Annotated in this window: 12 protein-coding genes; 10 read left to right on the forward strand and 2 right to left on the reverse strand. The window is 71.1% G+C overall.

Translation table 11 applies throughout. The features are described 5' to 3' along the window. The first annotated feature begins 15 nt into the window (after window positions 1-15). The 8 genes from ACZ5WC_RS11605 (at window position 16) to ACZ5WC_RS11640 (ending at window position 7,498) form a co-directional block, all read left to right on the forward strand. Window positions 16-600: a PaaI family thioesterase gene (locus ACZ5WC_RS11605; protein WP_468540612.1), complete on the forward strand. Its 585-nt coding sequence runs from the start codon at window positions 16-18 to the stop codon at window positions 598-600. Beyond that, window positions 600-1,127, forward strand: a complete 528-nt coding sequence (dut, locus tag ACZ5WC_RS11610) for a dUTP diphosphatase (RefSeq protein ID WP_468540613.1) — start codon at window positions 600-602, stop codon at window positions 1,125-1,127. The genes ACZ5WC_RS11605 and dut overlap by 1 nt, the downstream gene beginning before the upstream one ends. Window position 1,128: 1 nt before the next feature. Next, the gene (locus ACZ5WC_RS11615; protein ID WP_468540614.1) at window positions 1,129-1,896 is read left to right on the forward strand and encodes a DUF3710 domain-containing protein; all 768 of its coding nucleotides are present in this window, start codon (window positions 1,129-1,131) and stop codon (window positions 1,894-1,896) included. 158 nt (window positions 1,897-2,054) lie between these two features. Beyond that, entirely contained in the window at window positions 2,055-2,792 is a 738-nt protein-coding gene (locus ACZ5WC_RS11620) for an ABC transporter ATP-binding protein (protein ID WP_468540615.1), read from the forward strand. 75 nt (window positions 2,793-2,867) lie between these two features. After that, a complete protein-coding gene (locus tag ACZ5WC_RS11625; protein ID WP_468540616.1) occupies window positions 2,868-5,411 on the forward strand; it encodes a DUF4118 domain-containing protein in 2,544 nt (847 codons plus the stop codon). Window positions 5,412-5,484: 73 nt separating this feature from the next. Further along, on the forward strand, window positions 5,485-6,180 hold the full coding sequence (locus ACZ5WC_RS11630) for a response regulator (protein ID WP_468540617.1): 696 nt from the start codon (window positions 5,485-5,487) through the stop codon (window positions 6,178-6,180). Between the two features lie 97 nt (window positions 6,181-6,277). Beyond that, window positions 6,278-6,703, forward strand: coding sequence for an OB-fold nucleic acid binding domain-containing protein (locus tag ACZ5WC_RS11635; RefSeq protein WP_179500253.1), 426 nt, complete (start codon window positions 6,278-6,280; stop codon window positions 6,701-6,703). Between the two features lie 3 nt (window positions 6,704-6,706). Beyond that, window positions 6,707-7,498 (forward strand): DUF3159 domain-containing protein, encoded by a 792-nt coding sequence (locus ACZ5WC_RS11640; protein WP_468540618.1) that lies wholly within the window; start codon window positions 6,707-6,709, stop codon window positions 7,496-7,498. Between the two features lie 98 nt (window positions 7,499-7,596). Here ACZ5WC_RS11640 and ACZ5WC_RS11645 read toward each other — a convergent pair whose 3' ends face one another. Then, window positions 7,597-8,274, reverse strand: a complete 678-nt coding sequence (locus tag ACZ5WC_RS11645) for a potassium channel family protein (RefSeq protein WP_468540619.1) — start codon at window positions 8,272-8,274, stop codon at window positions 7,597-7,599. Continuing rightward, entirely contained in the window at window positions 8,274-8,942 is a 669-nt protein-coding gene (locus ACZ5WC_RS11650; RefSeq protein ID WP_468540620.1) for a potassium channel family protein, read from the reverse strand. The genes ACZ5WC_RS11645 and ACZ5WC_RS11650 overlap by 1 nt, the downstream gene beginning before the upstream one ends. A gap of 321 nt (window positions 8,943-9,263) precedes the next feature. Here ACZ5WC_RS11650 and ACZ5WC_RS11655 point away from each other — a divergent pair, with 321 nt between their 5' ends. Further along, a complete protein-coding gene (locus tag ACZ5WC_RS11655; protein ID WP_468540621.1) occupies window positions 9,264-11,321 on the forward strand; it encodes an APC family permease in 2,058 nt (685 codons plus the stop codon). A gap of 171 nt (window positions 11,322-11,492) precedes the next feature. Next, window positions 11,493-12,821, forward strand: coding sequence for a class I SAM-dependent RNA methyltransferase (locus ACZ5WC_RS11660; RefSeq protein ID WP_468540622.1), 1,329 nt, complete (start codon window positions 11,493-11,495; stop codon window positions 12,819-12,821). Window positions 12,822-12,963: the final 142 nt, after the last annotated feature.

Genomic DNA, 12,963 nt, shown 5'->3' on the forward strand with positions numbered 1-12,963 from the left:
GTAAGGTCTGCGCCTGTGAGTGGAACATCAGCAGCTCTGACACCCCCGGCCGACGCCGCGGCGCCGGTCCGGCACCCGGACGCGCCCGCCCCCGGCGAGCCCCTCGGGGCGCACTACGAACACTGTTTCGGCTGCGGCGGGGGACAGCCGCACGGATTGCAGCTGATGGCGCGGGCCGGTGAGGGCGTGAGCGTCACCGCCGAGTTCACCGTCAAGCCCGCCCACCAGGGCGCCCCCGGCCTCGCCCACGGCGGCGTGCTCGCCACCGCGCTGGACGAGACGCTCGGCTCGCTGAACTGGCTGCTGCGCACCATCGCGGTGACCGGACGGCTGGAGACCGACTTCGTGCGGCCCGTCCCCGTGGACACCGTGCTGCATCTGGACGCCCGGATCACCGCCGTGCACGGCCGCAAGATCTACTCCACCGCCACCGGCCGGATCGGCGGCCCCGAAGGCCCCGTAGCGGTCCGCGCCGACGCCCTCTTCATCGAGGTGAAGGTCGACCACTTCATCGCGAACGGCCGTCCCGCCGAGATCCAGGCCGCCATGTCCGACCCCGACCAGGTCAGGCGCGCCCGCGCCTTCGAGGTGAACCCCTGATGCGTAACCCCGTCGACGTACTGATCCGCCTGCTCGACCCGGAGGTGCCGATTCCGGCGTACGGACACCCGGGGGACGCCGGGGCCGACCTGGTGACCACCGAGGCCGCCGAGCTCGCGCCCGGCGAGCGCGCGGTGCTGCCCACCGGCGTCTCGATCGCCCTTCCCGACGGGTACGCCGCGTTCGTGCACCCGCGCTCGGGCCTCGCAGCCCGCTGCGGAGTGGCCCTCGTGAATGCCCCAGGGACGGTGGATGCCGGGTACCGTGGGGAGATCAAGGTGATCGTGGTCAACCTCGATCCGCGCGAGAGCGTGCGATTCGAACGGTTCGACCGGATTGCCCAATTGGTTGTCCAGCAGGTCGAGAAGGTGCGCTTCCACGAGGTGGCGGAACTTCCCGGCTCGGCGCGGGCCGAAGGGGGCTTCGGGTCCACCGGCGGCCACGTGTCGGTGGACGGCGCCGAGGGCGGGATCACCCACGGTGGGAACAGCTACGCTTCGGTCGTATCCGACCGGGAAGGACAGTGACGTGTTCGGACGTCGCAAGAAGAGTGGTTCCGCCGAGGACGCGGCGGACGAGGTGCGCGAGACCGAGCAGGTCGCCGACGAGCTCGACGGTACCGACGGGGACGCCCCCCGCCGGATGAACCTCCCGCCGGCCCCCCGGCCGGACGGGCCCTGGGACAGCTCCGAGGTCTCCCAGCCCGGCGAGGGCCGGGTCGACCTGGGCGGCATCTTCGTCCCCGGGGTCGAGGGCATGGAGCTGCGCGTCGAGGTGGCCGGGGACGCGATCGTCGCCGCCACCGTGGTGCTGCGCGACAGCGCCATCCAGTTGCAGGCCTTCGCCGCCCCCAAGAAGGAGGGCATCTGGGGCGAGGTCCGCGAGGAGATCGCCTCGGGCATCACCCAGCAGGGCGGCGTCATCGACGAGGTCGACGGCCCGCTGGGCTGGGAGCTGCGCGCCCAGGTCCCGGTGCAGCTCCCCGACGGCACGGGCGGCGTGCAGCTGGTGCGCTTCGTCGGCGTCGACGGTCCCCGCTGGTTCCTGCGCGGTGTGATCTCCGGCCAGGGCGCCGTGCAGCCGGAGGCCGCCGGACTGCTGGAGACGGTCTTCCGGGACACCGTGGTCGTCCGCGGAGACGGGCCGATGGCCCCCCGCGACCCGATCGTCCTCAAGCTCCCCAACGACGCCCAGATGGTGCCCGAGGGTATCCAGCAGGAGGAGCAGGAGGGCTCGAAGTTCTCCGGCGGCATGGGCCAGCTCCAGCGCGGCCCCGAGATCACCGAGGTCCGCTAGCGGCACCCGCACAGCGAAGGCCGGTGGGCCGCGCCCCTTCCCGGGCGTGGCCCACCGGCCTTCGTACGCACCCACCGCCGGCCATTGCCCGGCCGTGTGCGCCACGCACATACTTGGCGGGCGACGAAGCGGGCCACGTACGTACACGGGGGAGCGGTATGACCGAGAGCACCAGCGGGCAGTCCGGCACGGCCCTGGCCGAGGGCCCCGCCCGTACGGCCATGGTCCGGGTCGAGGACCTGCACCGCTCGTACGGCAGCGGAGCCGCGGCCGTGCACGCCCTGCGCGGGGTCTCCTTCGAGATCCCCCGCGGCGAGCTGGTCGCGCTCAAGGGCCGCTCCGGCTCAGGCAAGACCACGCTGCTCAACCTGGTCGGCGGTCTGGACACCCCGGACGGCGGCCGGATCACGGTGGACGGCACCGAGCTGGCCGGGCTGGGCGAGAAGGGCCTGCTGGAGCTGCGCCGCGACCGGGTCGGCTTCATCTTCCAGTCCTTCGGTCTGATCCCGATCCTGACCGCCGCCGAGAACGTCGGCGTACCCCTGCGGCTGCGCCGGGCCGACCCGGCCGAGCGCGACGAGCGGGTCGCGCTGCTGCTCTCCCTCGTCGGCCTCGCCGACCACGCCGAGCAGCGCCCCGGCGAGCTCTCCGGGGGCCAGCAGCAGCGCGTCGCCATCGCCCGCGCCCTCGCCAACCGCCCCGCCCTCCTGATCGCCGACGAGCCCACCGGGCAGCTGGACGCCGAGACCGGGCTCGCCGTGATGGAACTGCTCCGCGCGGTCGTGCGCAGCGAGAACGTCACCGCCCTCGTCGCCACCCACGACCCACAGCTGCTGGGCCTGGCCGACCGGGTCCTGGAGCTGAGCGACGGCCACGTCGTCGAACAGGCGGAGTAGCGTCTAGGGTGGCAGCCGCATTGGCTGCCACCGGCCGTCGTCAGACTCCGCCGGGCGGAAGAAGACGATGGGGCCATGGGACGCGGCACACTCCGGATCTACCTGGGCGCGGCACCGGGCGTCGGCAAGACGTACGCGATGCTCAGCGAGGCCCACCGCAGGGTCGAACGCGGTACCGACTGCGTGGTGGCCTTCGTGGAGCACCACGGCAGGCCGCGCACCGAGGCGCTGCTGGACGGTCTGGAACAGGCCCCGCGCAGCGAGATCGTCCACGGCTCGGAGCTCCGCACCGAGATGGACGTCGACGCGGTCCTTGAGCGTGCCCCGGCCGTGGCCCTGGTCGACGAGCTGGCGCACACCAATGTGCCCGGCTCGCGCAACGCCAAGCGGTGGCAGGACGTCGAGGAGCTGCTCAGGGCCGGGATCGACGTCATATCCACGGTCAACATCCAGCATCTGGAGTCGCTGGGCGACGTCGTGGAGTCGATCACCGGGGTCCGGCAGCGCGAGACCGTCCCCGACGAGGTGGTGCGCCGGGCCGATCAGATCGAGCTGGTCGACATGTCGCCCCAGGCGCTGCGCCGCCGGATGGCGCACGGCAACATCTACCAGCCCGACAAGATGGACGCCGCCCTCTCCAACTACTTCCGCCCCGGCAACCTCACCGCCCTGCGCGAGCTGGCGCTCCTGTGGACCGCCGACCGGGTCGACGAGTACCTCCAGCAGTACCGGGGCGAGCACGACATCCGCACCACCTGGCAGGCCCGCGAACGCATCGTCGTCGGCCTCACCGGCGGACCCGAGGGCCGCACCCTCATCCGCCGCGCCTCCCGGATCGCGGCCAAGGGCTCCGGCAGCGAGATCCTCGCCGTCTACATCGCCCGCAGCGACGGCCTGACCTCCGTGTCGCCGAAGGAGCTGGCCGTCCAGCGCACCCTGGTCGAGGACCTCGGCGGCACCTTCCACCACGTCATCGGCGACGACATACCGGCAGCCCTGCTGGAGTTCGCGCGCGGCGTCAACGCCACCCAGATCGTGCTGGGCTCCAGCCGCCGCAAGACCTGGCAGTACATCTACGGACCCGGGGTCGGCGCGACCGTCGCCCGCGAGTCCCGCCCCGACCTCGACGTCCACATTGTCACCCACGAGGAGGTCGCCAAGGGCCGCGGTCTGCCCATGGCCCGCGGCGCCCGGCTCGGCCGCGCCCGGCTCGTCTGGGGCTGGCTCGTCGGCGTCGTCGGCCCCGTCCTGCTCGCGGTGGTGCTGCGCGGCATGGAGGACGCGCCCGGCCTCGCCAACGACGTCCTGCTCTTCCTCTTCCTGACAGTGGTCGCCGCCCTGCTCGGCGGAGTGCGGCCCGCGCTCGCCTCGGCGGCCGTCGGCTCCCTGCTGCTGAACTACTGGTTCACCCCGCCCACCCACACGCTGACCGTCCAGGACCCGGAGAACCTCGTCGCCATCGTGATCTTCTTCGCGGTGGCGGTGGCGGTCTCCTCCGTCGTCGACCTCGCGGCCCGGCGCACCCACCAGGCCGCCCGGCTGCGCGCCGAGTCGGAGATCCTCTCCTTCCTCGCGGGCAGCGTGCTGCGCGGCGAGACCGCCCTGGACGCACTGCTGGAGCGGGTCCGCGAGACCTTCGCCATGGAGTCCGTCGCCCTGCTGGAGCGCGGCAGCGACGTGGAGCCGTGGACCTGCGCCGGATCGGTCGGACCGGCCCCGGTGGCCCGCCCCGAGGACGCGGACGTGGACATGCCGGTCGGCGACAACATGGCCCTCGCGCTGTCCGGCCGGGTGCTGCCCGCCGAGGACCGCCGGGTGCTCGGCGCGTTCGCCGCCCAGGCGGCCGTCGTCCTGGACCGCCAGCGCCTGGTGGGGGAGGCCGAACAGGCCCGCAGGCTCGCCGAGGGCAACCGGATCAGGACCGCCCTGCTCGCCGCCGTCAGCCACGACCTGCGCACCCCGCTGGCCGGCATCAAGGCGGCCGTCACCTCCCTGCGCTCCGACGACGTCGCCTGGTCCGAGCAGGACCGGGCGGAGCTCCTCGAAGGCATCGAGGACGGCGCCGACCGGCTCGGCCACCTGGTCGGCAACCTGCTGGACATGTCCCGCCTCCGGACCGGCACCGTGACCCCGCTGATCCGCGGGATCGACCTCGACGAGGTGGTCCCCATGGCCCTCGGCGGGGTTCCCGAGGGCAGCGTCGACCTCGACATCCCCGAGACGCTGCCCATGGTCGCCGTCGACCCGGGGCTCCTGGAGCGGGTCGTCGCCAACATCGTGGAGAACGCTGTCAAGTACCACTCCGGCCAGGAGCCCGTCCACGTCGCCGCCAGCGCGCTCGGCGGCCGGGTGGAGCTACGGGTCGTGGACCGCGGCCGGGGCGTCCCCGAAGAGGCCAAGGAGAGCATCTTTGAACCCTTCCAGCGGTACGGGGACGCCCCGCGCGGCGCCGGGGTGGGCCTCGGCCTCGCCGTCTCCCGGGGCTTCGCGGAGGCGATGGGCGGCACGCTGGACGCCGAGGACACCCCGGGCGGCGGGCTGACCATGGTGCTGACCCTCGCCGCGGCGCCGGGCGGCGCCCGCGTCGACGCCGACCTCCCCGCGCAGGTCACCTCGTGACACACCCCAGGGCGTACGCCGCCCGCTCGCACACGTTTGCTTCCCCCTCCCCGTACAGAAAGGCAGGTCCGCGATGACCAGGGTGCTTGTGGTCGACGACGAGCCGCAGATCGTCCGCGCCCTCGTGATCAACCTGAAGGCTCGCCAGTACGAGGTCGACGCCGCTCCCGACGGGGCGACCGCCCTCCAGCTGGCCGCCGCCCGCCACCCCGACGTCGTCGTCCTGGACCTCGGGCTGCCCGACATGGACGGGGTCGAGGTGATCAAGGGGCTGCGCGGCTGGACCCGGGTCCCGATCCTCGTCCTCTCGGCGCGCCACACCTCCGACGAGAAGGTGGAGGCCCTGGACGCGGGCGCCGACGACTACGTCACCAAGCCCTTCGGCATGGACGAGCTGCTGGCCCGGCTGCGCGCCTCCGTACGCCGTGCGGAGCCGGTCGGCCAGGAGGGCGGCGCCGAAGACATCGCGATCGTCGAGACGGCCGAATTCACCGTCGACCTGGCCGCGAAGAAGGTGCACCGGGCGGGCCGCGACGTACGGCTCACCCCCACCGAATGGCACCTGCTGGAGGTGCTCGTCCGCAACGGCGGCCGTCTGGTCGGCCAGAAGCAGCTCCTCCAGGAGGTCTGGGGGCCTTCCTACGGCACCGAGACCAACTACCTGCGGGTCTACATGGCCCAGCTCCGCCGCAAGCTGGAGGCGGACCCCTCGCACCCCCGGCACTTCGTCACCGAGCCGGGGATGGGCTACCGCTTCGAACGCGGCTGAGACCCGGCGGGACGCCGCGCCGGTCACCCCGGCGCCATCCATTCGAGTGGTCACCCGGACCCCCGGCTGCGGTGGCCGGGACCGGTACCCTTCGGGTATGAGTGCTGTTCCCCGATCCGAGAAAGCCGGGAAGGCCGGGAAGGCGGCGAGGCCTTCCGGGCGCTTCCGCCGCATGCTCGACCGGCTCTCCAGCTCCCAGGAGGACCTGGAGTCCCAGGAGCTGCGGCAGGACGCGCAGGTCACCGGATGCACCCGGATCTCCGAGTGCTCCGACCGGCAGATCGTGAAGGTGGCTGGTACGTTGCGGACCGTCACCCTCCGCCCCCGGGCCGGAGTGCCCGCCCTGGAGGCGGAGCTCTTCGACGGCACCGAGCCGCTGGACGTGGTCTGGCTCGGCCGGCGCTCCATAGTCGGCATAGAGCCCGGCCGCAGGATCATCGCATCGGGGCGGGTCGCCATGAGCCACGGCCGCCGGGTGCTGTTCAACCCCACATACGAACTCCGACCGCTCGGCAAGGAGTAGCCGGTGACGTCTCTGGACAAGCCGACGTCCGAAACGGACCAGTCCCACCGCACCGCACAGCAGGACGCAGGGGGCAAGCACGCCGCTCAGCAGGACGCCGAGTCGAAGGCGGTCACCGAGGCCGCCCTCTTCGAGGCCTTCGGCGGCGTACGCGGCATGGTGGAGACAGTCCTCCCCGGGCTGCTCTTCGTCACGATCTTCACCATCAACAAGGACCTGCACATCTCGGCCATCGCGGCCCTGGCCGTGTCCCTGGCCCTGGTCGCCGTCCGGCTGATCCGCAGGGACACCGTCAAGCACGCCTTCAGCGGCGTCTTCGGGGTGGCCTTCGGTGTGGTCTTCGCGATGATGACGGGCAACGCCAAGGACTTCTACCTGCCGGGCATGCTCTACACGCTGGGCCTGGCCATCGCCTATCTCGGCACCGCAGCCGCGGGCGTACCACTGATCGGGCTGATCCTCGGCCCGGTCTTCAAGGAGAACCTCTCCTGGCGGACCCGCAACCCGGGCCGGAAGAAGGCGTACACCAAGGCCAGCTACGCCTGGGGATTCATCCTGCTGGCCAAGTGCGCGATCCTCTTCCCGCTCTACTGGTGGGCCGACACCACCCAGTTCGGCTGGGTGCTGGTCGCCCTGAAGATCCCGCCGTTCCTGCTTGCGGTGTATCTGACCTGGGTCTTCCTCGCGAAGGCGCCGCCGCCCATCGACGTCTTCGCCGAGATGGAGGCCGAGGAGCAGGCCGAGAAGGAGCGCGCGGCACAGGCCGCGGCCGCGCTGCGCAACCCGGAGGCGTGACCTCGTAACGGACGGACGTACGGACGAAACGGACGTACGTGAAGGGGCCCGGAACCCAAGCGGTTCCGGGCCCCTTCACGTACAGGTGACTCTCCGGGTCAGTCGTCCGAGGGGCCGCGGCGGACCGACAACAGGTCCTCCAACTGCTCCTCACGCGCCTGGGCGGCCACGAACAGCAGCTCGTCACCGGCCTCCAGGGACTCCTCCGGGCTCGGCGTCAGCACCCGCGACCCGCGGATGATGGTCACCAGCGAGGTGTCCTCGGGCCACGCGACCTCCCCCACGCGGGTACCGGCCAGGGCCGATTCCGGCGGCAGCGTCAGCTCGACCAGGTTGGCGTCGCCGTGGCTGAAGCGCAGCAGCCGGACCAGATCGCCGACGCTCACCGCCTCCTCGACCAGGGCCGACATCAGACGCGGCGTCGAGACGGCGACGTCCACGCCCCAGGACTCGTTGAACAGCCACTCGTTCTTCGGATGGTTCACCCGGGCCACCACACGCGGTACGCCGTACTCGGTCTTGGCGAGCAGGGAGACGACCAGGTTCACCTTGTCGTCCCCGGTCGCGGCGATCACCACGTTGCACCGTTGCAGTGCCGCCTCGTCCAGCGACGTGATCTCACAGGCGTCCGCGAGCAGCCACTCGGCCATCGGGACCCGCTCCACCGAGATGGCGCTCGGCGCCTTGTCGATCAGCAGCACCTCGTGCCCGTTCTCCAGCAGCTCGGTGGCGATGGAACGGCCCACCGCGCCCGCCCCGGCAATCGACACACGCATCAGTGACCTTCCTCCTCGGGACCCTGGGCGAAGGCCTCTTCGACCTTGGCGATCTCGTCCGTACGCATCATCACGTGCACCAGATCGCCCTCCTGGAGAACCGTCTGCGAGGTCGGCAGAATGGCCTCACCCAGCCGGGTGAGGAAGGCCACGCGGACCCCCGTCTCCTCCTGGAGCGTGCTGATCTTGTGGCCGATCCAGGACGGCGTCGTGTGCACCTCGGCGAGCTGCACACCCCCGCTCGGATCGCGCCACAGCGGCTCCGCGCCCGAGGGCAGCAGCCGGCGCAGCATCTGGTCCGCCGTCCAGCGCACCGTCGCCACCGTGGGAATGCCGAGACGCTGGTAGACCTCGGCGCGCTTCGGGTCGTAGATCCGCGCCGCGACGTTCTCGATGGAGAACGTCTCGCGCGCCACCCGGGCCGCGATGATGTTGGAGTTGTCGCCACTGCTGACCGCGGCGAAAGCCCCGGCCTCCTCGATGCCCGCCTCGCGGAGGGTGTCCTGGTCGAAGCCGACTCCGGTGACCCGTCGCCCGCCGAATCCGGACCCGAGACGGCGGAAGGCCGTAGGGTCCTGGTCGATCACCGCGACCGTGTGCCCCTGCTGTTCGAGGGTCTGCGCGAGAGCGGCTCCGACGCGCCCGCAGCCCATGATGACGATGTGCACTGTGCGCCTACCCCGCCGTCCTGGTCATCCGGCTGACCTGCGAAAACACGCTGCTCACACTTCTCTCTCAGCTTGCCGGGCAAACAACGGGCCCGCACCCGCGGCGCGGCCCGGGGATGAGCTTATGCGCCAGGGACGCCCCCGCCTCATCCGAGTGGCCCCGTCCTCGGGACACTCCGGCAAAGGAAAAGCAAAATGGTCCGAGCGGGCGCAAGGATTTCGTTAAAGAAGGCGCGGCATTCTCCGCCGACCGCAGGAGATTGCGGGGCCACGTGAAAAGGGCGTTCGTCCCGGGCCCGGGCTCCGCTTACGATCCTCAGCGTGTCCAAACTGACCGACCTGCCCAAACGGATCCTGATCGGCCGGGCGCTGCGCAGCGACAAGCTGGGAGAAACGCTCCTCCCGAAGCGCATCGCGCTTCCCGTCTTCGCATCCGACCCGTTGTCCTCGGTGGCGTACGCACCCGGAGAAGTCCTCCTCGTGCTGTCCGTCGCGGGAGTGTCGGCGTACCACTTCAGCCCCTGGATCGCGCTCGCCGTCGTCGTCCTCATGTTCACGGTCGTCGCCTCCTACCGGCAGAACGTCCGCGCCTACCCGAGCGGCGGTGGCGACTACGAGGTCGCCAACACCAACCTCGGGCCCAAGGCCGGACTGACCGTCGCCAGCGCCCTGCTCGTCGACTACGTCCTCACCGTCGCCGTGTCGATCTCCTCGGGTGTGGAGAACCTGGGCTCCGCCATTCCGTTCGTCATCGAGCACAAGACGTTCTGTGCCATAGGCGCCATCGTCCTGCTCACCCTGATGAATCTGCGCGGTGTGAAGGAATCGGGGAAGCTGTTCGCCATCCCCACCTACCTCTTCGTGGCCGGTGTCTTCGGGATGATCCTGTGGGGCGCGTTCCGGGGGCTGGTCCTCGGCGACACGATGCACGCCCCCACCTCCGATTTCGAGATCAAGCCCGAACACGAAGGGCTCGCGGGCTTCGCCCTGGTCTTCCTCCTCCTGCGCGCGTTCTCCTCCGGCTGCGCCGCCCTCACCGGCGTCGAGGCGATCAGCAACGGGGTCCCCGCGTTCCGCAAGCCCAAGAGCAGGAACGCCGCGACCACGCTGGCCGCGATGGGCCTGCTCGCCGTCACCATGTTCTGCGGGATCATCGGGCTCGCCATGGCCACCGACGTCAAGATGGCCGAGAACCCGGCCGTGGACCTGATCCGCGACGGCTCCCCGGTCGGTGAGAACTTCACCCAGGACCCGGTGATCTCCCAGGTCGCCGAGGCGGTCTTCGGCCATGGCTCGTTCCTCTTCATGGCCCTCGCCGCGGCGACCGCACTCGTGCTCTTCCTGGCCGCGAACACCGCGTACAACGGTTTCCCGCTGCTCGGCTCGATCCTCGCCCAGGACCGCTACCTGCCGCGCCAGCTGCACACCCGCGGCGACCGCCTCGCCTTCTCCAACGGCATCGTCCTGCTGGCCGGGGCCGCGATCCTGCTCGTCTGGATCTACGACGCCGACTCCACGCACCTGATCCAGCTCTACATCGTCGGGGTCTTCGTCTCCTTCACCCTCAGCCAGACCGGCATGGTCCGGCACTGGAACCGCCATCTGAGCACCGAGGAGGACCCCGCCCGGCGCCGCCACATGATCCGCTCCCGGGCCATCAACGCCTTCGGCGCCACCTTCACCGGGCTGGTCCTGGTCGTCGTCCTCGCCACCAAGTTCACCCACGGCGCCTGGGTCGCCCTGCTCGGCATGGTGATCTTCTACGGCACGATGACCGCCATCCGGAAGCACTACGACCGGGTCGCCGACGAGATCGCCGCCGACGAGGCCCCCGCGGACGAGGGCCTGCGCCCCTCCCGCGTCCACGCGATCGTGCTGGTCTCCAAGCTCCACCGCCCCACGCTGCGCGCCCTCGCCTACGCGAAACTGATCCGCGCCGACCGTCTGGAGGCCCTCTCCATCAGCGTCGACCCGGACGAGACGAAGGCGCTCCGCGAGGATTGGGAGCGGCGCGGCATCAACGTACCGCTCAAGATCCTCGACTCGCCCTACCGCGAGGTGACCCGCCCGGTCATCGACTACGTCAAGAGCCTGCGCCGCGAGAGCCCGCGCGACGTGGTCAGCGTCTACATCCCCGAGTACGTCGTCGGCCACTGGTACGAGCACCTGCTCCACAACCAGAGCGCCCTGCGTCTGAAGGGCCGCCTGCTGTTCACCCCGGGCGTCATGGTCACGTCCGTCCCCTACCAGCTCCAGTCCTCCGAGGTCGCGAAGAGGCGGGCGAGGAAGCGCGCGGAATGGAACGCTCCGGGGGCGGTGCGCCGGGGCCCGGTGGAACGCAGGAACAGCAGGAGCAAGGAGCCGGACCCCAAGAAGTGAGCGGCGGCGGCCGGTCGCACGACGGGTGTTCCCACGACGTGGGCCTCGCTCGTGGTCGGCGCCCCGCCCGCGCCCACGTAGACTGGTGGGCTGTTGTCCTGCGCACAAGGCGCGACTGCCCGCCCGCCACCACCCCCCTTCGCCGCCACCCCGCCCCTGGAGCCTCCCCTCATGCAGAACGCACCCACGTCGTCACTGGTCGGGGAGGAGTACGAGGTCGAGGTCGGGCCCGTCGCGCACGGCGGCCACTGCATCGCCCGTACCGCCGGCAACCAGGTCCTCTTCGTCCGTCATACGCTTCCCGGCGAGAAGATCATCGCGAAGGTGACCGAGGGCGACACCGACTCCCGCTTCCTGCGCGCCGACGCCGTACGGATCCTCGAACCGTCCAAGGACCGCGTCGAGGCCCCCTGCCCGTACGCGGGCCCCGGCATGTGCGGCGGCTGCGACTGGCAGCACGCCAAGCCGGGCGCGCAGCGCCGCCTCAAGGGCGAGGTCATCGCCGAGCAGCTCCAGCGCTTGGCGGGCCTGACCCCCGAGGAGGCGGGCTGGGACGGCACGGTCATGCCGGCCGAGGGCGACAAGCTTCCGGCGGGCGAGGTCCCCGCCTGGCGCACCCGCGTCCAGTACGCCGTCGACGCCGACGGCAACGCGGGCCTGCGCAAGCACCGCTCGCACGACGTGCAGCCGGTCGACCACTGCCTGATCGCGGCCCCCGGGGTCTCGGAACTGGGCGTCGAGAAGCGCGAGTGGCCTCAGATGGCCGCGGTGGAGGCCATCACCGCCACCGGCTCCAACGACCGCCAGGTCATCCTCACCCCGAAGCCCGGCGGCCGCCTCCCCCTGGTCGAACTCGACAAGCCGGTCTCGGTGCTCCGCGTGGACGAGAAGGACGGCGGCGTCCACCGCGTCCACGGCCGCGCCTTCGTCCGCGAACGCGCCGACGACCGCACCTACCGCGTCGGCTCCGGGGGCTTCTGGCAGGTCCACCCCCAGGCCGCCAACACCCTCGTCCGCGCCGTCATGCAGGGCCTTCTGCCCCGCAAGAACGACACGGCCCTCGACCTCTACTGCGGGGTAGGCCTCTTCGCCGGCGCCATCGGCCAGCGCATCGGCGAAAAGGGCGCGGTCCTCGGCATCGAGTCCGGCAAGCGAGCGGTCGAGGACGCCCGCCACAACCTCAAGGACCTCGACCGCGTCCGCATCGAGCACGGCAAGGTCGACCAGATCCTGCCCCGTACCGGCATCACCGAATGCGACCTGATCGTCCTGGACCCGCCGCGCGCGGGCGCGGGCAAGCAGGTCGTCAAGCACCTCTCGGGCCTGGGCGCGCGTCGTATCGCCTACGTCGCGTGCGACCCGGCGGCGCTGGCACGCGACCTGGCGTACTTCGCGGAGGGCGGATACCGGGTGCGGACGCTGCGGGCGTTCGATCTGTTTCCGATGACGCATCATGTGGAGTGCGTGGCGATCCTGGAGCCGGTGGCTAAGGGCGCCTGACCTGCAGGTTTGTCGATGCGCATGATGTGCACTGTGGGCGTTACACGCGATATCTCGACGCTGAAATGACGCTCGTGACGCTCGTCCCAAGTGGATCCTGATGGGATCTCAGCGAGGGAAGCCGCTTCCCGAACCAGGTGGG

The sequence above is a fragment of the Streptomyces sp. NPDC033165 genome (assembly GCF_055577965.1).

Excerpts from the sequence above, each read along its gene's own strand:
- dut (WP_468540613.1), top strand. The coding sequence starts at position 600 with ATGCGTAACCCCGTCGACGTACTGATCCGCCTGCTCGACCCGGAGGTG.
- ACZ5WC_RS11620 (WP_468540615.1), top strand. The coding sequence starts at position 2,055 with ATGACCGAGAGCACCAGCGGGCAGTCCGGCACGGCCCTGGCCGAGGGC.
- ACZ5WC_RS11625 (WP_468540616.1), top strand. The coding sequence starts at position 2,868 with ATGGGACGCGGCACACTCCGGATCTACCTGGGCGCGGCACCGGGCGTC.
- ACZ5WC_RS11630 (WP_468540617.1), top strand. The coding sequence starts at position 5,485 with ATGACCAGGGTGCTTGTGGTCGACGACGAGCCGCAGATCGTCCGCGCC.
- ACZ5WC_RS11635 (WP_179500253.1), top strand. The coding sequence starts at position 6,278 with ATGAGTGCTGTTCCCCGATCCGAGAAAGCCGGGAAGGCCGGGAAGGCG.
- ACZ5WC_RS11645 (WP_468540619.1), bottom strand. The coding sequence starts at position 8,274 with ATGCGTGTGTCGATTGCCGGGGCGGGCGCGGTGGGCCGTTCCATCGCC.
- ACZ5WC_RS11660 (WP_468540622.1), top strand. The coding sequence starts at position 11,493 with ATGCAGAACGCACCCACGTCGTCACTGGTCGGGGAGGAGTACGAGGTC.